General features: G+C 61.8%; 25 protein-coding genes and 1 other RNA gene. 12 read left to right on the top strand and 14 right to left on the bottom strand.

The genetic code is table 11. The features are described 5' to 3' along the window. Nucleotides 1-179 precede the first annotated feature (179 nt). The 4 genes from ccoP to ccoN are packed head-to-tail and all read right to left on the bottom strand — an operon-like array spanning nt 180 to nt 3,593. Nucleotides 180-1,055 carry a cytochrome-c oxidase, cbb3-type subunit III gene (ccoP, locus tag JQ863_RS17435; RefSeq protein WP_204115623.1) on the bottom strand — a complete coding sequence of 292 codons (876 nt, stop codon included), beginning with the start codon at nt 1,053-1,055 and terminating at the stop codon, nt 180-182. Next, nucleotides 1,052-1,237 (bottom strand): cbb3-type cytochrome c oxidase subunit 3, encoded by a 186-nt coding sequence (locus JQ863_RS17430; RefSeq protein WP_204115622.1) that lies wholly within the window; start codon nt 1,235-1,237, stop codon nt 1,052-1,054. The genes ccoP and JQ863_RS17430 overlap by 4 nt, the downstream gene beginning before the upstream one ends. Before the next feature lie 11 nt (nt 1,238-1,248). Then, a complete protein-coding gene (ccoO, locus tag JQ863_RS17425) occupies nt 1,249-1,977 on the bottom strand; it encodes a cytochrome-c oxidase, cbb3-type subunit II (RefSeq protein ID WP_204115621.1) in 729 nt (242 codons plus the stop codon). A gap of 14 nt (nt 1,978-1,991) precedes the next feature. Next, the gene (gene ccoN, locus JQ863_RS17420) at nt 1,992-3,593 is read right to left on the bottom strand and encodes a cytochrome-c oxidase, cbb3-type subunit I (protein WP_204115620.1); all 1,602 of its coding nucleotides are present in this window, start codon (nt 3,591-3,593) and stop codon (nt 1,992-1,994) included. Nucleotides 3,594-3,789: 196 nt separating this feature from the next. Here ccoN and JQ863_RS17415 point away from each other — a divergent pair, with 196 nt between their 5' ends. Beyond that, a complete protein-coding gene (locus JQ863_RS17415) occupies nt 3,790-4,629 on the top strand; it encodes a universal stress protein (protein ID WP_204115619.1) in 840 nt (279 codons plus the stop codon). A gap of 71 nt (nt 4,630-4,700) precedes the next feature. Here the strand turns inward: JQ863_RS17415 and fnrL are convergent, their stop codons facing one another. Next, nucleotides 4,701-5,447 carry a transcriptional regulator FnrL gene (gene fnrL / locus JQ863_RS17410; RefSeq protein WP_204115618.1) on the bottom strand — a complete coding sequence of 249 codons (747 nt, stop codon included), beginning with the start codon at nt 5,445-5,447 and terminating at the stop codon, nt 4,701-4,703. 63 nt (nt 5,448-5,510) lie between these two features. On the opposite strand from fnrL, the gene hemN reads away from it, so the two are divergent. Both hemN and JQ863_RS17400 read left to right on the top strand, forming a co-directional pair. Further along, complete coding sequence (gene hemN, locus JQ863_RS17405) at nt 5,511-6,866, top strand: oxygen-independent coproporphyrinogen III oxidase (RefSeq protein ID WP_204115617.1); 1,356 nt, start codon at nt 5,511-5,513, stop codon at nt 6,864-6,866. A gap of 32 nt (nt 6,867-6,898) precedes the next feature. Next, the gene (locus JQ863_RS17400; RefSeq protein ID WP_204115616.1) at nt 6,899-7,825 is read left to right on the top strand and encodes an endonuclease/exonuclease/phosphatase family protein; all 927 of its coding nucleotides are present in this window, start codon (nt 6,899-6,901) and stop codon (nt 7,823-7,825) included. Here JQ863_RS17400 and JQ863_RS17395 read toward each other — a convergent pair. The 5 genes from JQ863_RS17395 to JQ863_RS17375 all read right to left on the bottom strand — a co-directional run bounded on the left by JQ863_RS17395 (nt 7,822) and on the right by JQ863_RS17375 (nt 14,268). Further along, entirely contained in the window at nt 7,822-9,420 is a 1,599-nt protein-coding gene (locus JQ863_RS17395) for an ABC transporter ATP-binding protein (protein WP_204115615.1), read from the bottom strand. The genes JQ863_RS17400 and JQ863_RS17395 overlap by 4 nt on opposite strands. Then, nucleotides 9,417-10,523, bottom strand: a complete 1,107-nt coding sequence (locus tag JQ863_RS17390; RefSeq protein WP_204115614.1) for an ABC transporter permease — start codon at nt 10,521-10,523, stop codon at nt 9,417-9,419. The genes JQ863_RS17395 and JQ863_RS17390 overlap by 4 nt, the downstream gene beginning before the upstream one ends. Beyond that, on the bottom strand, nt 10,523-11,608 hold the full coding sequence (locus JQ863_RS17385) for a microcin C ABC transporter permease YejB (protein ID WP_204115613.1): 1,086 nt from the start codon (nt 11,606-11,608) through the stop codon (nt 10,523-10,525). The genes JQ863_RS17390 and JQ863_RS17385 overlap by 1 nt, the downstream gene beginning before the upstream one ends. Nucleotides 11,609-11,614: 6 nt before the next feature. Then, entirely contained in the window at nt 11,615-13,549 is a 1,935-nt protein-coding gene (locus JQ863_RS17380) for an extracellular solute-binding protein (protein WP_239113562.1), read from the bottom strand. A 191-nt stretch (nt 13,550-13,740) separates the two neighbouring features. Then, nucleotides 13,741-14,268 (bottom strand): c-type cytochrome, encoded by a 528-nt coding sequence (locus JQ863_RS17375; protein ID WP_204115612.1) that lies wholly within the window; start codon nt 14,266-14,268, stop codon nt 13,741-13,743. A 118-nt stretch (nt 14,269-14,386) separates the two neighbouring features. On the opposite strand from JQ863_RS17375, the gene JQ863_RS17370 reads away from it, so the two are divergent. Then, on the top strand, nt 14,387-15,223 hold the full coding sequence (locus tag JQ863_RS17370; RefSeq protein ID WP_204115611.1) for a prephenate dehydratase: 837 nt from the start codon (nt 14,387-14,389) through the stop codon (nt 15,221-15,223). Between the two features lie 15 nt (nt 15,224-15,238). On the opposite strand, the gene JQ863_RS17365 is transcribed toward JQ863_RS17370, so the two are convergent. Both JQ863_RS17365 and nudC read right to left on the bottom strand, forming a co-directional pair. Further along, complete coding sequence (locus JQ863_RS17365) at nt 15,239-15,709, bottom strand: SRPBCC family protein (RefSeq protein WP_204115610.1); 471 nt, start codon at nt 15,707-15,709, stop codon at nt 15,239-15,241. A 49-nt stretch (nt 15,710-15,758) separates the two neighbouring features. Continuing rightward, entirely contained in the window at nt 15,759-16,727 is a 969-nt protein-coding gene (gene nudC / locus JQ863_RS17360) for an NAD(+) diphosphatase (RefSeq protein ID WP_204115609.1), read from the bottom strand. 181 nt (nt 16,728-16,908) lie between these two features. Here nudC and JQ863_RS17355 point away from each other — a divergent pair, with 181 nt between their 5' ends. The 3 genes from JQ863_RS17355 to rsgA all read left to right on the top strand — a co-directional run bounded on the left by JQ863_RS17355 (nt 16,909) and on the right by rsgA (nt 20,093). Continuing rightward, nucleotides 16,909-18,828, top strand: coding sequence for a bifunctional 2',3'-cyclic-nucleotide 2'-phosphodiesterase/3'-nucleotidase (locus JQ863_RS17355; RefSeq protein ID WP_204115608.1), 1,920 nt, complete (start codon nt 16,909-16,911; stop codon nt 18,826-18,828). Then, nucleotides 18,826-18,924: signal recognition particle sRNA small type (gene ffs, locus JQ863_RS17350), an RNA gene on the top strand. The genes JQ863_RS17355 and ffs overlap by 3 nt, the downstream gene beginning before the upstream one ends. 122 nt (nt 18,925-19,046) lie before the next feature. Then, nucleotides 19,047-20,093, top strand: coding sequence for a ribosome small subunit-dependent GTPase A (gene rsgA / locus JQ863_RS17345; protein WP_204115607.1), 1,047 nt, complete (start codon nt 19,047-19,049; stop codon nt 20,091-20,093). A 30-nt stretch (nt 20,094-20,123) separates the two neighbouring features. On the opposite strand, the gene JQ863_RS17340 is transcribed toward rsgA, so the two are convergent. Continuing rightward, entirely contained in the window at nt 20,124-20,606 is a 483-nt protein-coding gene (locus JQ863_RS17340) for a phosphatase domain-containing putative toxin (RefSeq protein ID WP_204115606.1), read from the bottom strand. Between the two features lie 116 nt (nt 20,607-20,722). Between JQ863_RS17340 and JQ863_RS17335 the strand changes: the two genes are divergently transcribed. From JQ863_RS17335 to recR, 5 genes are all read left to right on the top strand, one after another. Further along, nucleotides 20,723-21,103 (top strand): YidH family protein, encoded by a 381-nt coding sequence (locus JQ863_RS17335; RefSeq protein ID WP_204115605.1) that lies wholly within the window; start codon nt 20,723-20,725, stop codon nt 21,101-21,103. Nucleotides 21,104-21,120: 17 nt separating this feature from the next. Further along, nucleotides 21,121-22,941, top strand: coding sequence for a DNA polymerase III subunit gamma/tau (locus tag JQ863_RS17330; RefSeq protein WP_338055548.1), 1,821 nt, complete (start codon nt 21,121-21,123; stop codon nt 22,939-22,941). Between the two features lie 11 nt (nt 22,942-22,952). Continuing rightward, the gene (locus JQ863_RS17325) at nt 22,953-23,324 is read left to right on the top strand and encodes a hypothetical protein (protein ID WP_204115603.1); all 372 of its coding nucleotides are present in this window, start codon (nt 22,953-22,955) and stop codon (nt 23,322-23,324) included. Continuing rightward, nucleotides 23,324-23,677, top strand: coding sequence for a YbaB/EbfC family nucleoid-associated protein (locus JQ863_RS17320; protein WP_204115602.1), 354 nt, complete (start codon nt 23,324-23,326; stop codon nt 23,675-23,677). The genes JQ863_RS17325 and JQ863_RS17320 overlap by 1 nt, the downstream gene beginning before the upstream one ends. Nucleotides 23,678-23,771: 94 nt before the next feature. Beyond that, a complete protein-coding gene (gene recR, locus JQ863_RS17315; protein ID WP_204115601.1) occupies nt 23,772-24,365 on the top strand; it encodes a recombination mediator RecR in 594 nt (197 codons plus the stop codon). A 78-nt stretch (nt 24,366-24,443) separates the two neighbouring features. Here the strand turns inward: recR and JQ863_RS17310 are convergent, their stop codons facing one another. Beyond that, entirely contained in the window at nt 24,444-25,205 is a 762-nt protein-coding gene (locus JQ863_RS17310; protein WP_204115600.1) for a DUF1013 domain-containing protein, read from the bottom strand. Between the last annotated feature and the right edge of the window lie 116 nt (nt 25,206-25,321).

Genomic DNA, 25,321 nt, shown 5'->3' with positions numbered 1-25,321 from the left:
GACACCCAAACCGTCGGTATTTCAGTTCGGGATAATGTGGGCGGCATCTCTGCCGCTCTTGTCCCGACCATGCCTGATTCGAACCGAAGCGCACTTGACTAAGATCAATTGCACCTTGTCGGGGACAAAAAAACCGGCCCCGAAAGGCCGGTTTTGTCTGTTTTTCGTGTTTCTGGCGCTTATTCGCCGCCACCAAGCTGATGGACATAGGACGCAACGGCGCGCACTTCTGCTTCGCTCAGACGCTTGCCCCAGGCGGGCATGACACCATAGCGGCTGTTGTAGACCGTCTCGTAAATCGAGTCGTAGTCACCGCCAAACAGCCAGATCGCGTCGGTCAGGTTCGGTGCGCCCTGCGCGCGGTCACCCGAGCCGTCCTCCATGTGGCAGGCTTCGCAGTTCTCGACATAGACTTCCTGACCAGCGGCCACCAGCGATGCGTCGACGGGATCACCCGACAGAGACATCACGTAGTTGACCACCGCGTCGATCTGGTCTTTCTCCAACAACTCGTCGCGGCCAAAGGCTGGCATCTCGGAGTAGCGCGCATCGTCATCCTCTTCGTTGCGGATGCCGTGCTTGATGGTGAGATAGATATTCTCGATGTCACCACCCCAGAGCCAGTCGTTGTCCAGAAGGTTCGGATAGCCAACCGCACCGGCAGCCCCCGAGCCGTGACACTGGGCGCACCAGGTCTTGAACACCGCGGCCCCGGCCGAGGTCGCATAACCGCCCAGTTCGGCGTCGCCGGCAATCGCGGTCAGTTCGGCGGCTTCCAGCTTGGCGTTGATCGGCGCGTTGGCCGCTTCCACCGCAGCGATGTCCGCCGCAACTTCAGCCCGCGTCGAATAGCCCAGCACACCGGCCGTTGCCGAGTTGATCATCGGCCACGCCGGATAGGCAATGGTATAGCCGATGCCCCAGACGATGGTCGCATAGAAGGTCCACAGCCACCAGCGCGGAAGCGGTTTGTTGTATTCGTGGATGCCGTCCCACTCGTGACCGGTGGTTTCATAGTCGAAAGACGGATCCGGGTTCTTCTTGTCGTCGCTCATGTCCTCGCCTCCTTGTCCGTGGCGGGTTTGTCTTCGTGCCGGAACGGGATGTCCGCGGTATCGCGGTATTCCTTGCTTGCCCCCGGACGGAACACCCAGAAGATGATTCCGATGAAGAAGCAGAACAGGAACAACAACATCCAGCTGTCAGCGAATTCACGCAGGAAGGAATATGTTTCCATGATGTCCCTCCTTACCGCGACGCGTCAGGCGTGAAGGTCGAGAAATCGACAAGCGTGCCCAACATCTGAAGGTAAGCGATCAGCGCATCCATTTCCGAGATACCCGGCTGACCATCGAAGTTGCGCACGTTGACCTTGTCGCCATAGCGCTCAAGCAGCCCGTCATAGTCGCTGTCGGGATCGGCTTGTGCGGCGAAGTCGGCCTGTGCGTTTTCAATCATCTCGTCGGTATAGGGAACGCCAACAAGCGCATTGGTCGCCATCAGGTCACCAATATACTTGCCGTCGATCTTCTTGCGCTCGAGATAGCCGTATTTCGGCATGATCGATTCCGGGACAACCGACTGCGGATCGCGCAGGTGGTCCAGGTGCCAGTCATCCGAGTAGCGGCCACCCACACGGGCGAGGTCGGGACCGGTTCGTTTCGACCCCCACTGGAACGGGTGGTCATACTTGGACTCGGCTGCCAGCGAGTAGTGGCCATAGCGTTCGACCTCGTCCCGCATGGGGCGGATCATCTGGCTGTGGCACACGTAGCAGCCTTCGCGGATGTAGACCTCACGGCCCGCCATTTCGAGCGGGGTGTAGGGGCGCATGCCCTCTACATCCTCGATCGTGTTCTCAAGGTAGAACAGCGGAACCAGTTGAACGATGCCCCCGATGGTGACGACCAGGAAGCTGAAGATCAGCAGGAGGGTCGCGTTGGTCTCGAGGATTTTATGTTTGTCGAGAATTGCCATTGCTCCGGCCCTCCTTATTCAGCCGGGACTGCGACAGTAAGGCTGGCTTCTTTGGCCGGCGCCTTTCTGACAGTCATCCACAGGTTGTAGCACATGATCACGGCGCCAGCGAGGAACATAAGTCCACCCAGACCGCGCACCACATACATCGGAAGCTTTGCAGCCACGGTGTCGGCGAACGAGTTCACGAGGAAACCGTTTGCATCCACCTCACGCCACATCAGACCTTCCATGATGCCGGTCACCCACATCGACGCGGCGTAAAGCACGATGCCGATCGTGGCGAGCCAGAAGTGCCAGCTGACCAGCGACAGCGAGTAGAGACGTTCGCGTTTCCACAGGACAGGCACGAGGTAGTAAAGCGCGCCGAAGGTGATCATGCCGTTCCATCCAAGCGCGCCGGAATGAACGTGACCGATGGTCCAGTCGGTGTAGTGCGACAGCGAGTTCACCGCGCGGATCGACATCATCGGACCTTCGAAGGTCGACATGCCGTAGAAACCAACCGAGATCACCATCATGCGGATCACCGGGTCGGTGCGCAGTTTGTCCCATGCGCCCGAAAGCGTCATCAGGCCGTTGATCATGCCACCCCAGGACGGCATCCAAAGCACGACCGAGAACACCATGCCAAGGGTCGAGGCCCAGTCAGGCAGCGCGGTATAGTGCAGGTGGTGCGGACCAGCCCAGATGTAGATGAAGATCAGCGCCCAGAAGTGGATGATCGACAGCTTGTAGGAAAACACCGGACGTTCAGCCTGTTTCGGGATGAAATAGTACATCATGCCCAGGAAGCCCGCGGTCAGGAAGAAGCCCACAGCGTTGTGGCCATACCACCATTGCGTCATGGCGTCCTGCACACCGGCCCAGACAATCACCGATTTCGAACCCCAGATGCTGACCGGGATGGTCATGTTGTTGACCAGGTGCAGCATCGCCACGGTGACGATGAACGACAGGAAGAACCAGTTTGCCACGTAGATGTGAGGCTCTTTCCGCTTGATGATCGTGCCGAGGAAGACCGCCAGGTAAGCCACCCAGACAACGGTCAGCCACAGGTCCACATACCACTCGGGTTCAGCGTATTCCTTGGATTGGGTGCCGCCCAGAACATAGCCGGTTGCGGCCAGAACGATGAACAGCTGGTAACCCCAGAACACGAACCACGCCAGGTTGCCGCCCCAAAGACGCGCGGCGCAGGTGCGCTGCACGATATAGAACGACGTCGCAATCAGCGCGTTGCCGCCAAAGGCGAAGATCACCGCCGAGGTATGCAGGGGACGCAGGCGGCCAAAGTTGGCAAAGCCCTGAGCCCACTCGAAGTTCAGTACCGGAAAGGCCAGCTGGAAGGCGATGAACACACCGGCCAGGAAACCGACAACACCCCAGAAAGAGGTTGCGATGACACCGGCACGGATCACATCGTCCATGTATTCGTCCTGCGGATGCGTCACCTTGGTGCCCACGTTCCGCAATGTGTAGATAAACAGCCCACCAGACACGCCCACGATAATGAGGGCGTGAACCATATAGGCCAGATCGCGCGCATAGTTGGCCGCCATCATCGCGAAAAGCGTGATGAGACCAAGCGCGATCAGCTTGATATAATTAACCATTTTGCGTCCCTTCGTCTTGCCGGATCGGATTCGTTTTTAGTGATCCGGTGGTTAGACTGTTCAGCGTTTTGCATTCGCAGCAATTAATATGCCTTGATCTGCATCAAAGCGCGTCTTCGTCAAATGTTTCCAAATCAAATAATACGGCAGGGCGGCGCTCTGTCCATCCTGCCCTGACGGTATCCCGGAGATTGAGATGGCTTTTAAATCCCTGCTCACAATTCTGACTGACCCGGATTTGGTGGACGGCCCGCTGGCTCAGGGCATCGCCCTGTCCCGCGCGCTGGATGCCCATTTTGATGCGCTGTGTCTTGGCGTGGACCGCAGTCAGACCGGCTATTACTATGCCGGGGCAAATGCGATGATCCTGCAGGAAACACTGACCCGCGCACAGCAGGAGTCAAAAGAGCTCGAATCCCGCGCCCGTGACATTCTGTCCCCCAGCGGAATTCGCTGGGGAACGGAGTCCGGTGTGGCCCAGATCGCCGACATCACCCGCCACGTGGCGGCGCGGGCGCGATTTTCCGATCTTGTTGTCCTGCCCAAACCCTATGGGGCCGAACATGGCGCCGAGCTTGAGCCGACAATCGAAGCCGCACTGTTCGAAGGTCAGGCCCCGGTCCTAGTGGTGCCGGACAAGGCCGAGCCCAAAACCGACTTCAAGGAAATCATCATCGGCTGGAATGAAAGCGCCGAGGCGCTGAACGCCGTGCGTGCGGCAATGCCATTCCTGACCGCTGCGGACAAGGTCCGGGTGGTGGTCATCGATCCGCCGACTCACGGTCCTAACCGCTCGGATCCCGGCGGGCAGTTGTCACAGTTTCTGGCCCGCCACGGCGTCCGGGTCGAGATCGACGTTCTGTCCAAGACCCTGCCGCGTGTCAGCGACGTGTTGATGCGCCACGCCCGTGACACGGAATCCGACCTTGTGGTGATGGGGGCCTATGGCCATTCGCGTTTCCGGGAGGCGATACTGGGCGGCGCCACGCGCAACATGCTGGAACAAGCCAGTATCCCGGTCTTCATGGCGCACTAGAACGATACCCCTAGAAGCAAAAAAGCGGGCCAATGGCCCGCTTTGTTACTTTGACTGTCCGCCGGCCGGCCTCAGGCCATCAGGCCGCCGTCACTGTCGTCGCCGGCCTCTTCCAGAAGGCGCGGGTAATCCGGCACGGTCACGTGGCGTTTTCCCTCAAGTTCGATAACCCCGTCCCGTTTCAGCGCCGACATTTGCCGGCTAACGGTTTCAAGTGTCAGACCAAGATAATCCGCCATTGCCTCGCGGGTCAGCGGCAGGTCGAAGACAATCGGCCCGGCGGTCCCGTTGGAATTGATCGAGGCATCGCGCCGCGCAATGATCGACAGAAGGCTGGCGATTTTCTCGCGTGCGGTCTTGCGGCCCAGGACCAGCATCCATTCGCGGGCGGCATCCAGTTCGTCCAGCGTCATTTCCAGCAGGCGCTGGGCGATGTGGGGCGTTTCGCTCATCAATTGCTCAAACGGCTTCTTGCGGAAACAGCACATCATCAGGTCGGTGGTTGCGGTCACGTTATAGGCCGCGCCATCGCGCCCCGGACGACCGACGAAGTCGCTGGGAAGCAGCAGACCCACCATCTGGGTACGCCCGTCCTCCATCGTCTGGCTGAGGGTGGCAATGCCGCTGACAACCGATCCGACGAACTCCATCTTGTCGCCCGACCAGATCACGGTCTGCCCGGCCTCAAAACTGCGGTAGTACTTGATCTCCTCCAGCCGGGTGAGTTCTTCCGAATCGCAACGGGCACAAACGGCACGGTGTCGAATGGGGCACCCCTCACATTCAATGGGGGCGGAAACTGAAATATCATTAAGCATTCGTGGTTCGCGCTTGATCTGCGTCAATGTGTGACGGTCCAGTCGGCATTAAAGCTGATTTTCATGACAACGAAAACCCAATTGGCAAAACTCGGACTGTTTGACGCAAAAGTGCCGCGCTACACGTCTTATCCGACGGCTCCGCACTTCAAGAATGACGTCACGCCCGACCTGTTCCAGAGCTGGATCGAAGCGATTCGACCGGGCTCGCAAATCTCGCTTTACCTGCATGTGCCCTTCTGCCGGCGCCTGTGCTGGTTCTGCGCCTGCCGCACGCAGGGCACGTCCAGCGCGTCGCCCGTTGCAGCCTATGTCGAGACCCTGAAAACCGAGCTGGCAATGCTGGCCCGACATTTGCCCGAAGGGGTCACGCTGTCCCGACTGCATTGGGGCGGCGGCACGCCGACTCTGCTGGAAGCGGGTATGATGACCGATCTGGCCGGGGCGGTTTTCGACGTCGCGCCGATGGCCGAGGATGGCGAGTTTTCGGTCGAGATCGACCCGAATGAGATCGACGATGCACGCCTGTCGGCGCTGGCTGCAGCGGGCATGAACCGGGCCTCGATCGGGGTGCAGGATTTCGACGACGAGATCCAGAAAACCATTGGCCGGATCCAGGGCTATGACGTCACCCGTGACGCCGCCGAAGCCATTCGTGCACATGGCGTAAAATCGCTTAATGCGGACATTCTCTATGGCCTGCCGCACCAGAGCCAGGCCCGAATCACGGAATCGGTTCAGAAGCTGTTGTCGCTGTCGCCGGACCGTGTTGCGCTTTATGGCTATGCCCATGTGCCATGGATGGCCAAGCGCCAGCAGATGATCCCATCAGACGCGCTGCCTACACCACAAGAACGGCTCGACCTGTTCGAAACCGCCCGCAAACTGTTCATGTGGGACAATTACGACGAGATCGGGATCGACCATTTCGCGGTGCCGACCGACGGTCTGTCGATTGCGCAGAAGAACGGCACGCTGCGGCGCAATTTCCAAGGCTATACAGACGACACTGCCGACGTGCTGATCGGGCTCGGCGCCTCGTCGATCTCGCGCTTCCCGCAGGGCTATGCGCAGAACGCGCCCGCGACCTCGGCCTATCAGGGCAAAGTGCGCGACGGCAAGTTCACCACCAGCCGCGGACACGCCTTCAGCGCCGAGGACAAGCTGCGCGGCCGCCTGATCGAGATGCTGATGTGCGATTTCGAGATCAGGACCGAGGACATGCGCGCCGAGTTCGACGTCTCGGCCGATGCGCTTGGCGGCTATTACAACCGGGTGGCCGAACAGTTCCCCGGCATGGTGCGGATCACCGATCGCGGGCTTTACATCCCGGCCGATGCCCGTCCCCTGACCCGGATGATGGCACGGGCGCTGGATGCCTATGACCTCGACAAGGCGGGGCATTCCTCGGCAATCTGAGCGCGGTAACATGATGGGCTTTGCCCTTCGAAATGCGACTGGCAACGTTCAACGTTCAGAATATGCGGCTGCGCCGGACCCCCGGCGCGGTATCGCTTGATGGCGCGCGCGACCGCGATTCACCGCTGGATGACACTGGCCCGGCAACATTGCTGGACAGCTATGACCGTGCGTTAACCGCAAAAGTCATCGCAGCGGCAAATCCCGACGTGATTGCGCTGCAAGAGGTGTTCGACGCCAGCACGCTGGATCACTTCCACGACACCGAATTGCGTACCTCGGGTGTCGCACCCTATCCATTCCGCTACTGCCTGCCGGGGAATGACGGGCGTGGCCTGGACGTGGCCATGCTGTGCCGCATCGAACCTGTAGCGGTGACCAGCCACGCCGGATTGCGCGCAGGTGATCTGGGGTTGGCGACCCCACAGGGCATGGATCCCGCGCAACCAATCTTTCGCCGTGACTGTTTGGAAGTCGCCTTTCGCGGCCTGACGGTGTTCAACTGTCATTTCAAGGCACCCTATCCCGATCCGGTGATCACCCGGACTGTGCGCCATTTCGAGGCTGTTGCGTTGCGCGCCCTGATCGAACAGCGCTTCCGCGACCCGGCCACCGCGCATTGGATCATCACCGGCGACCTGAACGCGCCCCGATCCAAGGCGCGACCCGCCGATTCCCCGGTTCGCCCGCCCTTCTCGGTCGATCTGATGGCGCGACGCCCATCTGGGGACCGCTGGACCTATCACGACCCCCATTCCGGTCGGTACGGACAACCAGATGTCATGCTGGCCTCACCCGCGCTGGCCTCTGCCTGCCCCGACGCCATCCCAGAGGTGGTGCGGACCGGCATGGGGCACGAGGCGTCGCGGCACCGGGGCGCTCGCCTGCCGAATGTAGGCCAGCATCGCCCCCATGCCAGCGACCATGCGTTGTTGGTGATTGATCTTCCGGGTTTCTAGGCCGGGATCTCGATCAGGTCGGGGGCCGCGGCAAGAAGCTTTTGTGTGTATTCGGTCTGTGGATCGGCAAACAGGGCCTGCGCCTCTCCGGTTTCGACCACGTCGCCCTGTTTCATCACCATGATCTTGTGGCTCATGGCGCGGACCACGTGCAGGTCGTGGCTGATGAAAAGATAGGCCAGCTGATACTTGCGCTGGAGGTCGCGCAAAAGGTCAACGATCTGCACCTGCACGGTCATGTCCAGTGCCGAGGTCGGCTCGTCCAGAACCAGAAGCTTGGGGCGCAGGATCATGGCGCGGGCGATTGCGATGCGCTGTCGCTGACCGCCGGAAAACTCGTGCGGATAGCGGTGCATGGTGGCCGGATCAAGCCCAACCTCGACCATCACCTCGGCCACCAGTTCCGGCACGTCGCGCCCGTCGGGGTTGCCATGCACGCCCAGACCCTCGGCGATGATCTGTTCGCAGGTCATGCGTGGGCTGAGGCTGCCGAACGGGTCCTGAAACACGATCTGCATGTCCTTGCGCAGCCGCCGCAATTCGCGGGTCGACCATTTCCGAACATCCTGCCCGTCGAAGGTGATCCCACCTTCCGACGAGATCAGCCGCATGATCGCAAGCGCCAGTGTGGTCTTGCCCGATCCGCTTTCGCCGACAATGCCAAGCGTTTCCCCGGCGCGGACCGAGATTGTGGCATCGTTCACCGCCTTCACATGACCCACGGTGCGCTTGAAGAAGCCGCGCTGGATCGGGAACCAGACCTTGAGGTGATCGGTTTCGGCCACCACGGGCGCGTTCGCGGGCACCGGGTCGGGCGCGCCTACCGCGCGGGCCGACAACAGCTTGCGGGTATAGGGATGTTTCGGATTGGCAAAGATGTCGGCAACCGGGCCGGCCTCGACGATCTCGCCGTCTTTCATCACGCAGACCTTGTCGGCGATGCGACGCACGATGCCAAGGTCATGGGTGATGAACAAAAGTCCCATGCCTTCGGATGATTTCAACTCGGCCAGCAATTCGAGGATCTGGGCCTGAATGGTGACGTCCAGCGCGGTCGTCGGTTCGTCGGCGATCAGGACGTCGGGCTTGTTGGCAAGCGCCATGGCGATCATCACCCGTTGCCGCTGGCCGCCGGACAGCTGGTGCGGATAAGCGCCCAGCCGGGACTCAGCGTCGCGGATGCCGACCTTGGTCAGCAGTTCGATGATCCGCTCACGCACGGCGTCGCCCACTAGCCCCTGGTGCAGGGCAAGGCTTTCGGCCAGTTGCTTTTCAATCGTGTGCAGCGGGTTCAGCGATGTCATCGGCTCTTGAAAGATGAAGCTGATGTCGTTGCCACGCACGCGGCGCAGGTCGCGTTCCGGCGCGCCGATCATCTGGGTGCCGTCATAGGTGACGCTGCCCGAAACCTCGGCGCTGGACGGTAGAAGCGACACGGTCGACAGAGCGGTCACCGATTTGCCCGAGCCGGATTCGCCCACAAGCGCGACCGTTTCGCCGCGATCGACACTGAAGCTGACGCCGCGCACCGCGTCGACGATCTTGCCGTCCTGCCGGAAGCCGATGCGCAGGTCCTTGACCTCGAGAATGCTCATGAAAACGTCTTCCGGGGGTCAAAGGCATCGCGCACGCCTTCGAAGATGAAGACCAGAAGCGACAGCATGATAGCGAAGGTGAAGAAGGCGGTGAAGGCCAGCCACGGCGCCTGCAGGTTCTGTTTTGCCTGAAGCGTCAGTTCCCCCAGCGAAGGTGCCGACGACGGCAGGCCGAAGCCGAGGAAATCGAGCGAGGCCAGAAGGCCGATCGTGCCGGTCACGATGAAAGGCAGCATGGTCAGCGTCGCCACCATCGCGTTGGGCAGCATATGGCGGAACATGATGACCCGGTCACTGACCCCCAGCGCGCGAGCGGCACGGACATATTCAAGGTTGCGGGCGCGCAGGAACTCGGCCCGGACAACGCCGACCAGCGCGGTCCAGCCGAACAGCACGGTGACGAAGACAAGCAGCCAGAAACTGCGCCCCAAAATCGCAAACAGGATAATGATGACATAGATCTGCGGGGTGGATCCCCAGATCTCGATCAGGCGCTGGAAGATCAGGTCGATCTTGCCGCCGAAGAAACCCTGAATCGCGCCGGCCATGATGCCAACCACACTGGAGAGCGTCGTGACGATCAGGGTGAAGAAGATCGACAGGCGGAAGCCATAGATCACCCGCGCCATCACATCGCGCTTGCGGTCATCGGTGCCCAGAAGATTGCCGTCGCCCGGCGGCAGCGGTGCGGCGCCGGGACGGTCAACGGGCGTGTCATAGGAATATGGGATCAGAGGCCAGAGCGCCCAGCCCTTTACGATCTCTTCGCCGTCGATCACGCCATCGGCGGCATCTTCGATCAGCTGTTCAGGTTCATCCAGGCACATATCCAACCCGCCCGTGGCGATCAGGCATTGCACCACGGGGTCGCGATAGTCGGCCTCGGTCTTGAAGTCGCCGCCAAAGGCGGTTTCGGGATAGAATTTGAACACCGGGGTGAAGTAATCGCCGCGATAATTCACGAGGATCGGTTTGTCATTGGCGATCAACTCGGCAAACAGGCTGAGGCCGAAGGCAATGGTGAAGATGATCAGCGACCAATAGGCTCGCCGGTTGCGCCGGAAATTGCGCCAGCGCCGCTGGTTCAGGGGGGACAATGCCATCAGCCCTCCCTCCGCTCGAAATCGATGCGCGGATCGACCACGACATACATCAGGTCACTGAGGATGCCGACCACAAGACCGATCAGGCCGAAGATAAAGAGGGTGCCGAAGATGACAGGGTAGTCCCGCGCGACCGCTGCCTCGAAACCAAGCCGCCCGAGCCCGTCGAGCGAGAAGATGGTTTCAATGATCAGTGAGCCGCCGAAGAACACGCCGATGAACACCGCCGGGAAGCCCGCGATCACGATCAGCATCGCATTGCGGAAAACATGGCCATAAAGCACCCGTTTTTCCGACAGACCCTTGGCGCGGGCGGTCATGACGTAGTGCTTTTTGATCTCGTCAAGAAACGAGTTCTTGGTCAGTAGCGTCAGCGTGGCAAAGGCCGAAATGGTCGAGGCGAGAACAGGTAGGGTGATGTGCCAGAAATAGTCGAGGATCTTGCCGATCAGCGACAGGTTTTCCCACCCGTCAGAAGTCAGCCCCCTGAGCGGGAAGATACGCCAGTATGACCCGCCCGCGAACAACACCAGCAAAAGGATCGCGAACAGGAAGCCGGGGATCGCATAGGCGACGATGATCGCGCCACTGGTCCATGTGTCAAACGGCGTACCGTCATGTACCGCCTTGCGGATGCCAAGCGGGATCGAGACCATGTAGGCAATCAGCGTGGACCAAAGCCCCAATGTGATCGAGACCGGCATCTTTTCCAGCACAAGGTCGATCACCGTGATCTTGCGGAAATAGCTCTCGCCGAAATCCAGCGTCAGGTAGTTGCCCATCATCGTCAGGAACCGCTCGAGCGGCGGTTTGTCGAAGCCAAATTCCTTCTCAAGCTCCTCGATGAATTCCTTGGGCAGGCCACGCGCGCCCAGATACTTGCTGTCCGAGCCGAAGGTGTCTTCGGTCAGGTTCTCGGCACCGCCGGCAAAGCTTGAAAACGCATCGCCCTCGCCCTGCATCTTGGCGATGACCTGCTCGACCGGGCCACCGGGGACAAATTGCACAAGCGTGAAGTTGATCACGAGAATCCCGATCAGTGTCGGGATCACCAACAACAGTCGTCTTAGGATATATGCGCCCAAGGCCAGTTACCTCAGCGCGCCTGCGGCAACCAGAGCCGCCCGTTTTTCTTCGTTCAGCCACCAGAAATCCAGCACGCCCAGCGAATAGGGCGGCAGGGTCTCGGGACGGTCGAACATGTCATAGCGCGCGATCCAGTATGCCGGCACGAAGCCGTCCGGCACCACGACCCGTTCATAGCGCAGGGCACGGTCCAGCGCGGTCAGGGCGGTGATTTCCTCTTCCCGCGACTGGGTGGCCAGGGCCTTGTCGATAATCGCGTCGACCATGGGGCTGCGCAGGGCACCGGGGTTGTAGGAAGACACCATCGCGGTTTCGGCGCCGAACATCTGGAACAGTCCCGTCCCGGCGGACGAGAAGGTCAGGTAACGGGTGTGGATCAGGTCATAATCCTTGTCGAGGAACCTTTGTTGTCCCTGAGCGCTGTCGACCTTGTCGGCGTTGACCTCGATCCCCCAGTCGCGCAGCGTATTGGCATAGGTCTCGATCACCGCCTGACGGGTGTCGTCCCATGTCGACAGCACGAGGAAATCCAAAGACAAGCGGTTGCCCTCAGCATCGCGCATTTCGCCCTTGTCATTGACGCTCCAGCCCTCGGCCTCGAGCATCCGCAGCGCGGTGCGCTTGTTGCGGCGATCGAGCGGCGTGTCGGGTTTCGATTCATGCGCCATGACCGCGGGTTCGGTCAGCACCTCAGGCGGAACAACGTCGCCCAGCGCCCTCAGAAGCTCAAGTTCGGCCCCCTCCGGCACGCCCTTGGCCTCCCACTCTTGGCGTTCGGCAAAGGAATGACGCTGGGTGGTCAGGCCGAATTGCAGCGAATCCCGCGTCCATTCGAAGTTGAAGGCGAGCGACAGCGCGTGGCGGATATTGCGGTTGTCCAGCGGCGGGCGCGAGGTGTTGAAAATCACCCCGGTATTTGTGGGCGCGTTGCTGTGCGGGATTTCTTCCAGCACCACATGGCCCTTCTGCACCGCCGGGAAGTCATAGCCCGTCGCCCAGCGCTTGGTCGAACCTTCAGAACGGAAGCTGTAGACACCGGCCTTGAACGCCTCGAACTCGGCGGCGTCATCGGCGAAATACTCGATGCGGATGCGGTCGAAATTGTGCCGCCCGGCGTTCAGTGGATGATCCCAGCCCCAGTAGTTCGGGTTGCGTTCATAGACCACGTAGCGGTTGAATTCGTAGTCGCCGACTTGATACGGCCCTGAGGCCATCGGCGACAGGACCGAGGGTTCGTCCAGCCGTTCGCCGGTTTCCTTGTACCATTCTTCCGAAAAGATCGGCGTGCCACCGACCTGGTCGATCAGCGAGCGGCGCGAGATGCCGTCGACGAACTTGTAGCGCAGGGTGTGGTCGTCCACGACCTCGACCGCTTCGATCCGCTCTTTCACGGAACGGGCATAAGACCGAATGCCCTGCTCAAGGAACAGATTGTGTGTGAAGGCCGCATCCTGCGCCCGCAGGGGCGAGCCGTCGCGGAACACCACGTCGTCACGCATGTGGAAGACGCACCACGACTTGTCCTTGGGATACTCGACCTCGCGCGCGATCAGGCAATAGGCGTCGGTAATGCTGTCGGCGGGCAGACCGCCGCCCCAGGGCATTTCACCGAACATCGACTCGGCCACGACGCTCGAACTGGTTTCGGGATTGCCGCGCCAGGCCCAGCGGTTGAACCCGTCAAAGGTGCCGCGCGATGACAGTGTCACCTCGCCGCCTTTCGGCGCGTTGGGGTTCACGTAGTTGAAATGCGAAAAGCCCTTGGCATATTGCAGGTCGCCAAAGAAGGAATACCCGTGCGAGCGGATGATGTCGTCATCAGCAGCAAACAGGCGTCCCGGCGCCGTGGTCCCCAATGCCAGCGCACCGGCGCCCATGAAGCCAAGCGCCTGACGACGGTTCATCGTCGGGCCGCTGATCTTGATCGTTTTCTCTTTCATTTCCGCCTCTCCTGCTGGTCGCAGTTTTGCGTGTTGCCCCGCTTTCCCTTCAATAAACAGGGTTCGGGTGCGCAGATTCAAGATGCGATTTCATAAACAGGGTGTGAACGCACTGTGTAGGTCGTCAAAAGGCAAAGAAAAAGGCCGCTGAGGATCAGCGGCCTTTCGCACATGGATACCTTGCGCGGCGATCAGTCGTCGAGACTGTCGAGATAGGCGATCAGGTTGGCGCGGTCCTCGGCCTTTTTCAGACCCGAGAAAGACATCTTGGTGCCCGGCGCATAACCTTTGGGGTTTTCAAGGAAGCCATCCAGGTTTTCCGGCGTCCAGACATCGGCGACCTGTTCAAGCGCACCCGAATAGCCAAAACCGTCAACCGAGTCGACCGCGCGGCCAACGATTCCGTACAGATGCGGACCGGTTGCGTTGGCGCCATCTTCCAGCTTGTGACATGCCTTGCACTTGCCAAACACCCTGGCGCCCTTGCCAACGTCCGCGCTGGCCAGCAGGTCCTCGAACGACGGGCCTTCTTCGGCTTCGGCGCCACCATGGTCGTCACCGCCTTCGACTTCGATCACATAGGCCTGCTGCGCATGATCGCCATGCCCGCTGGGTCCGGTGTGATAGATCGATTCGGCCGCCCAGGCCCCCATCAGATAAACCAGGAGCGCGCCGCAGAGGCCGCCCACAACCTTGGTAATTGTCATCGTGTCAAACATGCTACGTTTCCATCTCGTGGCGTTTGCGCGGTATCTATCCGCTTCCTCTTGCGGAACGCAAGGTATAGTTACCGCGACGAAACGCCTTATACCCGCCAATTCTACGGACACTGACCTCATGACGAACCGTATCGCGTTCCAGGGAGAACCCGGCGCCTATAGCCATGAAGCCTGCAAACAGGCCCGACCCGATATGGAAGCCCTGCCCTGCCGGACCTTCGAAGAGGTGATCGCAGCGGTGAAAGAGGGCAAGGCGGATCTGGCGATGCTGCCGATCGAGAACACCACCTATGGGCGGGTCGCCGACATCCACCGACTGTTGCCCGAAAGCGGGCTGCATATTGTCGACGAGGCGTTTGTGCGCGTGCGGATCTGCCTGATGGCCAATCCCGGCGTCGCACTTGAGGACGTGGCCAAGGTGCGCGCGCATCTGGTTTTGCTGCCCCAGTCGGCGCAGTTCCTGAAACGTCACGGCATCCGGGGCGAAGCCGCCGCCGACAGCGCCGGCGCCGCCGCCGAACTTGCCGCAACCGGCAGCCGCGACGTAGGTGTCCTGGCCTCGGACCTGGCGGCGGAAATCTATGGGTTGAACGTGTTGGCCGCGGATATCGAGGACCACGGCCACAACACCACCCGGTTCGTCATCATGTCACGCGAGCCCGATCACTCGCGGCGTGGCGAGATCGAGATGATGACGACTTTCGTTTTCGAGGTCCGCAACATTCCGGCCGCGCTCTATAAGGCGATGGGCGGCTTTGCCACCAACGGCGTCAACATGACCAAGCTGGAAAGCTACATGGTGGACGGATCGTTCACCGCGACCCGGTTCTATGCCGATATCGAAGGTCACCCGGACGACCCTGCCGTGCGTCGGGCGCTGGAGGAACTGGATTACTTCACCAGCACCCTGAAGATCGTCGGCGTCTATCCGGCGGCACTGCCGCGCCACAACTAGGCTGAAGCGGACCGCCTACCCGGCGCTGCGGCGATAGCGGTCTTCGATGTCCTTGGCGTGGCCAGCCAGCTTGCGGTCCATCCGTTTGGCGATCTTCGCCTTGGCCAGCTTCAACGACTGAACCAGAAGCTTGGACGGCAGCGACTGAGGCTTCAGGTCTGCCGCCACGTTGATCCGGGTGCGGGTGCGCGACAGGGCGACCAGTTCCACCCTGGAATCGACATCAAGCCCCTGCATATGGGACTTGAACACCATCTCTTCGGGGCGATTGTATTCGACAAGCTCCAGCTCAAGCTGCCTGTCCTTGCCGCGGAACTGGAACTTCAAATCCCATTTCGCGCCAACGCCCGCACCGCCAAGCGTGTCCAGACGTTCGACTTCGATCCCGCGCCGCAGGGCCGAACGTTCATATCCCTCAAAATCGCTGAGCGTTGCGAACACGTCCTCGATGGGCACGTCCAGCGTCGCCTTTGACTTGATTTCCATGATCTTCACCTGCTCATTCTCAAGGCCGCTTTTTGGCGGCAGTCTGGTCTCAATCCAGCCTGTCCGCAAGCCAATTGCGCAGGATAAAATGCGCGATGGCCCCCTTTCGGGCCGGCATCAGCACGGGATGCTCACCGGCGAAAGCGGCCATGATATCTTCCCGGCTTACCCAGATCGCATCCTCGATTTCCACCGGGTCGATTGTGATCTGGTCATCAAGCGCCCTGCCATAGCAGCCAAACATCAGGGACGACGGGTAGGGCCACGGCTGACTTGCCAGATAGCCAACGTCGCCCACCGGGATGCGGGCCTCTTCCATGACCTCGCGGCGGACGGCGGCCTCAAGCGTCTCGCCCGGCTCCACGAAGCCCGCCAGCAGCGAATACATGCCCTCGGGCCAACCGGGGCTGCGACCCATCAGCACGCGGTTGCCATGGGTAATCAGCATGATGACGACCGGATCGGTGCGCGGGAAATGCTGCCCCCCGCAAGACGGGCAGTTGCGCTGCCATCCGGCCATCGCCATTTCGCTTTCAGTGCCGCAGACAGCGCAGAACCGGTGCGACCGGTGCCAGCCCATGATCGCCTTGGCCGTCACGGTCAGTTCGGCATCACGCGGGGTCAGCCGGGTCATCACACCTCGCAGTTCGCGAAACACGTGGTCTGGCGGCATGGCCGGGTGATGCTGTTGTGACGGGTCGAAAAACTGTTTCAGCTGCTCTGGGTCCAGATCATCGGGCGTCCAAGGGCTGATATCGGTTGCGAACACCGCCGCGCCTTCGTCGCGCCCCAGGAAAACCGGCGGCGATTTGGCCTCGTTCAGAACGGGGTGATCCATCGGAACGCGTACAAGCTGATCTGCTGCCGCACCTGCGAGCATGGGCTTGCCGCGCCAATGCACGATACTGCGGGCGGCAGGATCGGCGCGCAGGGTTTGCAACGCCTCGGGGTTGCCGCGTAGTTCCGCAGCACGGTCCAGTCCCGAGCCCCCGAATGTCACTGTTTCCGCATGCTGCATCTGGCACCTCCTGTCGCGTCTAGCTGCCACACCAGGCAATCCAATGGCAATGGTCCATTCCACCCACCGCACTTCGTCCGATGATCCGCGAATGTGTTGTTGATACACGCACAAGTTGTTGTATGGTTGAGAAAAATCGCCTTGTCGAACACCCCGACCCCTTGAATGTGAAACGCGCCCAGTGACGACGAACCAGTTGAACGCCAAACCTGCGCCGGAAATAGATCTGCGGATACTGGCGACCTCGGACCTGCATGGCGATCTGTTGGGGGTCGACTATTTTTCGCGCGATCCGGCCCCGGCAAGCGGGTTTGCCCGATGTGCTGGCCTGATCCGTTCGGAACGCGCCTCGGCGACGAACTCGATACTGGTAGACAACGGTGACTTTCTGCAGGGCACCCCGCTTTCCGATTTCTTCTATGAAACACAGGCATTCCGGGACGGGCCGCACCCGCTGATCGCAGGGATGAACGCGCTTGGCTATGACGCCGTCGGCCTTGGCAATCACGAGTTTACCTTTGGTCTGGAGCCGCTTTTTGAGACCTTGCGGCATGCGCATTTCCCGGTTCTGTGCGCCAATATTCAAGGCGCGACCCAATCGATGGACGCCGTTTGGCGCGGGCGGGTTCAACCGGTTCACATCCTGGACCGCGCCTTGATGGATACGGACGGCACTTCCCATTGCGTCAAAATCGGTTTGTTCGCCGTGCTGCCACCTGCCGTTCTGAACTGGGAGGCAACGCGCGTCGGAACCCGCCTGACCGCGCAGCCAATTCTTAAGGCTGCACGGGAAGCCGTCGCGACGCTCAGGGACCGTGGCGCCGACGTCATTGTCGCACTGGCACATTCCGGGCTTGTGGCCACGGGATCCGATGGGCATGGCGAAAACGTCGGGGCAGATATCGCGGCGCTGGAAGGCATCGACGCCGTGATCGCGGGCCACACGCACGAGGTTTTTCCAAGTCCCGACCATCCGCCCCATACCGGGATCGACACAGGCACAGGGCTGGTGCATGGGGTGCCAGCCGTCATGGCCGGCGCGGGCGGCTCGCATCTCGGCCGCATCGACCTGCGCCTGACACGCAAAACCGACGGATGGGACGTCGCATCGGTGCGGGTTCAGGCGCTTTCGGTCGCGGGCCAAGCCGAAGACCCCGAGGCCGCAGCGCTTGCCGCGCCGTTCCATCGCCGCACGCTGGACCGGATCGACCAGCCTGTTGCCAGCCTGCCCCGCCCGGTTCATAGCTATTTCGCATTGCTGACAGAAGACTTGTCGACCAGGCTGGTCGCCGAGGCCAAGGCCGCATTCGTGCGCGATCAGCTGGGTGAAACCGAGTTTGCCGGCCTTCCGGTTCTGGGCAGCGCCGCGCCCTTCAAAAGCGGTGGACCGGGCCGCCGATCGCAGTTCACCGATGTTGCACCGGGCACCATCACCCAACGCGATATCGTGGATATGCAGCATTATCCCAACGACATTGCCGCTCTGGTTCTGACCGGCCACCAATTGCACGAATGGCTAGACATGGGCGCCGGCCAATATGCCCAGGTTCTGCCCGGCGACAGGGACAAGGCGCTGATCCTGCCGCAATTCCCATCTTACAACCGCGACCTGGTGTCGGGGGTGACATTCGAGATCGACCTCGCGGCCCCGCCCCGTTTCAGCGGGTCTGGCGAGGTGCTGAGCCCCCGCGGAACGCGGATCGTCAACCTATGCTATCAGGGCAGGCCCATCGCCCCAACGGACCGCTTTGTCATTGCAACCAACAACTACCGCGCTGGTGGAGGCGGTCATTTCCCCAGCATTGCGGACGCGCCGCTGGCTCTGGCAACGGACGTTCCGGTCCGCAACGCCCTTGCGACCTATCTGGAAGGCCCCCGCGACTTCTGCGACCTTGCCCGCCCCGGATGGCGGTTTGCGCATTTGCCGCAAACCTCGGTCCTGTTCGAGACCCACCCCCGCGCCATGGCGCATCTGCGCGATGTTCCCTGGCTCAACCTTTCGCCGGTCGCGGAAACTGCGGATGTGTTGACGCTGCGCCTGTCTCTGGATGCCGACAGCCGCCTTGCATCACGTGCAAACCACGACTATATCGACGCCTGAGAGGTTGGCGCGGGCAAGCGCCTCGCCAACCCGGTCAGATCCGGAAGGAAGCAGCCGTAACGAGTCCCGCTTGGGTCGATGTTCAACCTCTCACCTGTCGAAGCCCGATGAGGCGTTCATGCAAGCGATTGCCTGCCTTGGGGAAGCCTGCATTTCCCCAGACCGACATGACAGCACCGCCATGGTCCTGTCTTTCCCTGTTTGGCCCCGTGTCCCCGATGACAACTGATCCTGACCTGAAGGCGCTTGGCTGGTCCACGCATTTTGCGCGGCAGCTGGACGATGATGAAGCATCCCTGCCCCGTTTGCGTATTGCCAATATTCATCGTGATCGGTTGGGCGCGATCGGAATTAGCGGCGAAGTTACCCTGACCTGCCCGCCCGACATGCCGACCTCGTCCCTTGCGGTTGGGGACTGGGTTCTGGCCGAAGCGGACACCCCGGTAATCCGCCGCCGCCTGACCCCGCGCGGCGAGCTGCGGCGCAAGGCGGCGGGCAAGGTGGTGGAAAGCCAGCTGATCGCAGCAAATGTCGATACTCTGTTCATTGTCACATCCTGCAATGCCGATTTTAACATCGCCCGTCTGGAGCGCTATCTGGCGCTGGCCGAAGCGGGCGGGGCGCTGCCGGTGATCGTGCTGACCCGCGCGGACGAGGTGGATGATACCGCCCCTTTCCTGTCACAGGCGCGGCGACTGTCGCCGATCGTGACCGCGCTGGCGCTGGATGCCCGCGACCCGGAACAGGCGACGGCACTGACCCCGTGGTGCGGCCCCGGCGATACCGTGGCGCTGGTCGGGTCTTCTGGTGTGGGCAAGTCGACACTCCTGAATGCGCTGGCCGGGACTGACGTGGCCACCGGCGCGATCCGCGAGGACGACGCCAAAGGCCGACACACCACCACCCACCGCGACCTGAAACCGGCGAAGGCGGGTGGCTGGATCATCGACACGCCGGGGATGCGCGAATTACAGCTTGTCGACGCGGCCGAGGGGATCGATGCGGTGTTCGAGGATCTGGCCGAGCTTGCGCTGGAATGCCGCTTTTCCGATTGCGCCCATGACAGTGAACCGGGCTGTGCCGTGCGGCGAGCCATCGACACCGAAGAGGTGGAAGAGGCGCGTTTCGAGCGCTGGCAGAAACTGTTGCGCGAGGATGCCCGCAATACCGAAAGTGTTGCCGAGGCGCGGCAGCGCGACCGCTCGCTCAGCCGGGTTTACCGTGAGGGTCAAAGCCGGGGACGGTACAAGCGCGGGGACTACTGACGCCCGTTCAGACCCTTATGGCCTGTCGTTTCAGGGGCGTATTGCCCAAAGCTTCTGATCCTCGGTCTCAATCGCGCAGGGACGCACTTGCCTGAGACGCGCCAGTGCCGGGGCCGGGTCCTCGCCCATTTCCACCAAAATCCGGGCCGCCGCCATGCCGGACCGCCCACAGCCCCCGTAACAGTGGATCAGCACGCGCCCGCCCTGTTGCAACACGGCCTGCGCGCGCCGGGACGCATCAGGCCAGACATCCAGCGTCTTGCCTGTGGGAACGTCGAAATCGCGGACCGGCAGATGCACCCAGTCGATGCCCGCATTCCCCAGATCTCGGCCGAGGTCGCCTGCCCCTGCGCCCTGCATCTCGGCCCATTCGGTCATGCTGAGAACAAGTCCCGGTGCCCAGCCGATCACCCGCGCGAGGTCACCGGAATAGTCCCCGAACCGCCCCGGCAGGGGCGCGAGGGCCAGTTCTCCTGTTCCTGCAGACAGCGAAAAGATGTCGAAGCGCAACACGTGCCCCCTTGCAACCAAGTGGATCGGGTTTCGCGCAAAACACTAGGCGCGCAGTCGGATAGCCGGAAGAGAAATCGGCACTCGCAACCTGCCCGGGACGTCGATACTCTGGCGGCATGACACAGGATGTAGCGCAGGACGACGCGCCGGAAAAGGCGGAAGCGCGGACCAAATGGGCCGAGGACCGGACCATCATGGCCAATGAACGCACCTTTTCGGCATGGATGGGCACCGGGCTGGGCGCGGTGGGCGTGGCGATCGGGTTGAAGGCCGTGTTTGGCGATTTCGAACCGACTTGGGCGGCCAAGCTGGTGGCGACCCTGTTCCTTATCACTGCCATCGTGATCTATTGGGCGGCACGGCGACAGGCCTGCGCGACGCTGCGGCGGCTGAATGACAATGACGCCGAAGCGATGCCCGGAAGCGCGTTCACCCGGCTTGCCGTCCTGATGACCGTGGCCACGGTTGCGACCGGTGCGGTGCTTTGGGCGCTGTAGCCGTGATTTGACCGTGCATCGGCTGTGGACCTCGACCGGTCCGGGCCGTAGTCTCGACTGGACCTGACGAATCCCGACAAAGGCCCCCGATGAGCGACACCAAAGACTCTGCCTACCAGGTGCTGGCGCGCAAATACCGCCCCGAGACCTTTGCCGATCTCGTTGGGCAGGACGCCATGGTGCGGACGCTGAAGAATGCCTTTGCCGCCGACCGGATCGCGCAGGCCTTCGTGATGACCGGCATTCGCGGCGTGGGCAAAACCACCACAGCGCGGATCATCGCCAAGGGAATGAACTGCATCGGCGAGGACGGACAGGGCGGCCCGACGACGGAACCCTGCGGCAAATGCGAACACTGCGTCGCGATCATGGAAGGCCGCCATGTCGACGTGATGGAGATGGACGCCGCCAGCCGTACCGGGGTCGGCGACATCCGCGAAATCATCGACAGCGTGCATTACCGCGCGGCCTCGGCGCGCTACAAGATCTACATCATCGACGAAGTTCACATGCTGTCGACTAGCGCGTTCAACGCGTTGTTGAAGACGCTTGAAGAACCGCCCGCGCATGTGAAGTTCATCTTTGCGACCACCGAGATCCGTAAGGTTCCGGTCACCGTCCTGTCGCGTTGCCAGCGGTTCGACCTGCGCCGGATCGAACCCGAGGACATGATCGCCATGCTGCGTCGGATCGCGGATGCAGAAGGCGCCGCGATCACCGATGACGCGCTGGCGCTGATCACCCGCGCCGCCGAAGGCTCGGCCCGTGACGCGCAGTCCCTTTTGGATCAAGCCATCAGTCACGGTGCCGGCGAAACCACCGCCGATCAGGTCCGTGCGATGCTGGGGCTGGCGGACCGGGGGCGGGTTCTGGACCTCTATGACATGATCCTGAAGGGCGACGCGGCGGGCGCGCTGAACGAGTTGGGCGCGCAATATTCCGACGGGGCCGACCCGCTGGCGGTGCTGCGCGACCTGGCCGAGATCACCCATTGGGTTAGCGTGGTCCAGATCACGCCGGATGCCGCCGACGACCCCACGATCAGCCCCGACGAACGCGCCCGGGGACAGGCCATGGCGCAAAGCCTGAAGATGCGCACCCTGACGCGCATGTGGCAGATGCTGTTGAAGGCGATCGAAGAGGTCTCGGCCGCGCCAAATGCGATGATGGCGGCGGAAATGGCGATCATCCGCCTGACCCATGTTGCAGACCTGCCCAGCCCCGAAGAATTGGTGCGCAAGCTGCAGGATACACCTGTGCCGCCTTCCTCTCCGGGTGGTGGTGGCGGGGCACCGGTGCCGAATGGCGGTATGACGTCGGCACAGGGACAGCCGATGCCGACAGGCGGCGGCGGTGGTGGTGTCACCATGGCAGCGCTTGCCCCGGCAGCGGATCACGCGCTGGATCGCTATGCCACGTTCGAACACGTGGTCGAGCTGATCCGCAAGAACCGTGATGCGAAGTTGCTGATCGACGTCGAGACCGGCGTGCGCCTGGCGTCCTATCAGCCTGGCCGGATCGAGTTCGTCCCGGCCGAGAGCGCCCCGCAGGACCTGGCCCAGCGATTGGGGCAGCGTCTTCAGGGGTGGACCGGAAACCGCTGGGCGGTGATCCTTGTCAACGAAGGCGGCGGGGAGACCATTGCCGAAAAACGCGACGCCGCCGAAAACGCATTGAAAGCCGAGGCACGCGAACACCCGATGGTACAGGCCGTGCTTGCCGCTTTCCCCAAGGCCCGCATCACCCAGATCCGCAGCCGCGCCGACATTACCGCCGAAGCCCAGGCCGAAGCCCTTCCGGAAGTCGAGGACGAATGGGACCCCTTCGAAGAAGACTGACCCTTGCGTTGATGCTGATGCCGGGAGCCGCGCTGGCGGATGCCTGCACGGACCTTCGTCCGAACTGGGACGGCACTCCGGTTTCGGCGCTGGATGAATTCGTGGCGCTGATGTCGACACCGCCTGCATTGGTTCTGCTTCTGGCCACCGCGCTGGTTGTGCGCTTTCGCAAACCCTGGGGCGGGGTTGTGGTGGCGCTGTTGTGGGGCGGGTTCGGCACTTTTCTGACCTGGGGCGACCCCACGGGACTGCGCGACGCTGCGATTGCAGAGGGCTGCGTCGGTTCGCCCTCCTTGTTTATCGCCTCGACGCTTGCGATATGTGCCGCAATGATCGCAATCACCGCGCCGGCAAAGCGCGACAAGACGGACGGAGAAAACTGATGCTCAAAGGACTAGGCGGACTGGGTGGTCTCGGCGACATGGCCGGGATGATGAAAAAGGCCCAGGAGATGCAGACCAAGATGGCGCAGATGCAGGACGACCTGCACACCATCATGGTTACCGGAGAAAGCGGCGCGGGGCTGGTCAAGGCCACCGCCACCGCCAAGGGTGACCTGACTGCGCTTGATATCGACCCCTCGATCTTCAATGCCGATGACAAGGAAGTGGTCGAGGACCTGATCCTTGCCGCAATCAAGGACGCCCAGGCAAAGGCGGCTGAACGCGCGCAGGAAGAAATGGAAAAGATCACCGAGGGTCTTGGCCTGCCCAAGGACATGAAACTGCCGTTCTGACCAGACGGTTTCCGGCGCGGGTGGTTTTCGTTGGTCACCCGCGTCGATGCCCTGCTATAGTCTCGCGGACGCGCACAAACAAAAACGCCCGCACATGAGCAGCAACAACGATATCGACAACCTGATCGAGATGATGGCCCGCCTTCCCGGGCTGGGTCCACGTTCGGCCCGGCGCGCGGTGCTGACCATGATCCGCAAACGCGGGCTGTTGCTGACGCCGCTGGCGGACCTGATGCAAACCGTCGCCGCCACCGCGCGGGAATGCCTGTCGTGTGGCAACGTCGGCACCACCGAGATCTGCGACATCTGCCGCGACGAAAAACGCGCCACGGGCGAGATCTGCGTGGTCGAGGATGTCTCGGACCTGTGGGCGATGGAGCGGGCGGGTGTGTTCAAAGGGCGCTATCACGTGCTGGGCGGCACCCTGTCGGCGCTGGATGGCATCGGCCCCGAGGACCTGTCGATCCCGCGTCTGATTTCGCGTGTTGCCGATGAAGGCATCACCGAGGTGATCCTTGCGTTAAACGCCACAGTCGACGGGCAGACGACGGCCCACTACATCGCCGACCAGTTGGAAGGCCGCGTGGCGCTGTCATCGCTGGCGCAGGGCGTGCCGGTGGGCGGGGAACTGGACTACCTCGACGAAGGCACCATTTCCGCCGCGCTGCGCGCCCGCAAGCCGGTCTGACACTGGCACAGAGCCCACAAAGAAAAAGCCCCGGCCAAATGACCGGGGCTTTGATTTTCTTTGTCACGCAGCAGCCAATCAGGGCTGTTCGTCTTCGTCGTCGCTGTCGCCGGGCAGGTTGAAGAAGCTGTCGGCATCGGCGAAATCGCCATCCTTGCGCTTGTCTTCTTCGTCCTCATCATCCGAATCCGACAAGCTGAAGGTCTCAAGCCCTTCGATCGCGGTCGGGATCTTCGGCTCGGCTTCCATGCCAAGCGAGGTTTCGGTCGAGACCAGCTTGCGGCGTTCGTCATCGGACATGACCTCGCCCTCGGCGGCTTTCTTCGACGCGGCCTTTTGCACGGCGGCATCCAGTTCGGACTGTTTGCACAGACCCAGCGCGACCGGGTCGATCGGCTGAATATTGGCGATGTTCCAGTGAGTCCGCTCGCGGATCGCCTGAATGGTCGGTTTGGTGGTGCCGACCAGCTTGCCGATCTGACCGTCCGACAGTTCCGGGTGGAACTTCACCAGCCACAGGATCGATGCGGGGCGGTCCTGGCGTTTGGACAGCGGGGTGTAGCGCGGGCCACGGCGCTTTTCTTCACCCTCGGCGGCGGCGTTGGGCTTGAGTTTCAGCTTGTGCAGCGGGTTGTTCTGCGCGGCGTCGATCTCGTCCTGGGTCAGCTGGTTGTTGGCAACCGGGTCGAAACCCTTGACGCCGGTCGCGACGTCACCATCGGCGATGCCCTGGATTTCCAGTTCGTGCATGCCGACAAAATCGGCGATCTGCTTGAAGCCGATTGTCGTGTTGTCCACCAGCCAGACGGCGGTTGCCTTGGGGTGCAGCAGCTTGGCCATGTTCAATTCTCCTGTCTCTTGGCCCCGAATACATCTATCCCGTCGCCTGGAGGCCAGGCGGCACCTTTTGAGGGGTGCGGGTTTCCGTTGTCGGGGAACTTGTCGCCTATATAGTG

It is taken from the genome of Shimia biformata, assembly GCF_016888515.1.
Taxonomy (GTDB): Bacteria; Pseudomonadota; Alphaproteobacteria; order Rhodobacterales; family Rhodobacteraceae; genus Shimia_A; species Shimia_A biformata.
The sequence above is the reverse complement of the archived record's forward strand: the minus strand, read 5'-3'. Positions and strand labels throughout refer to the sequence as shown.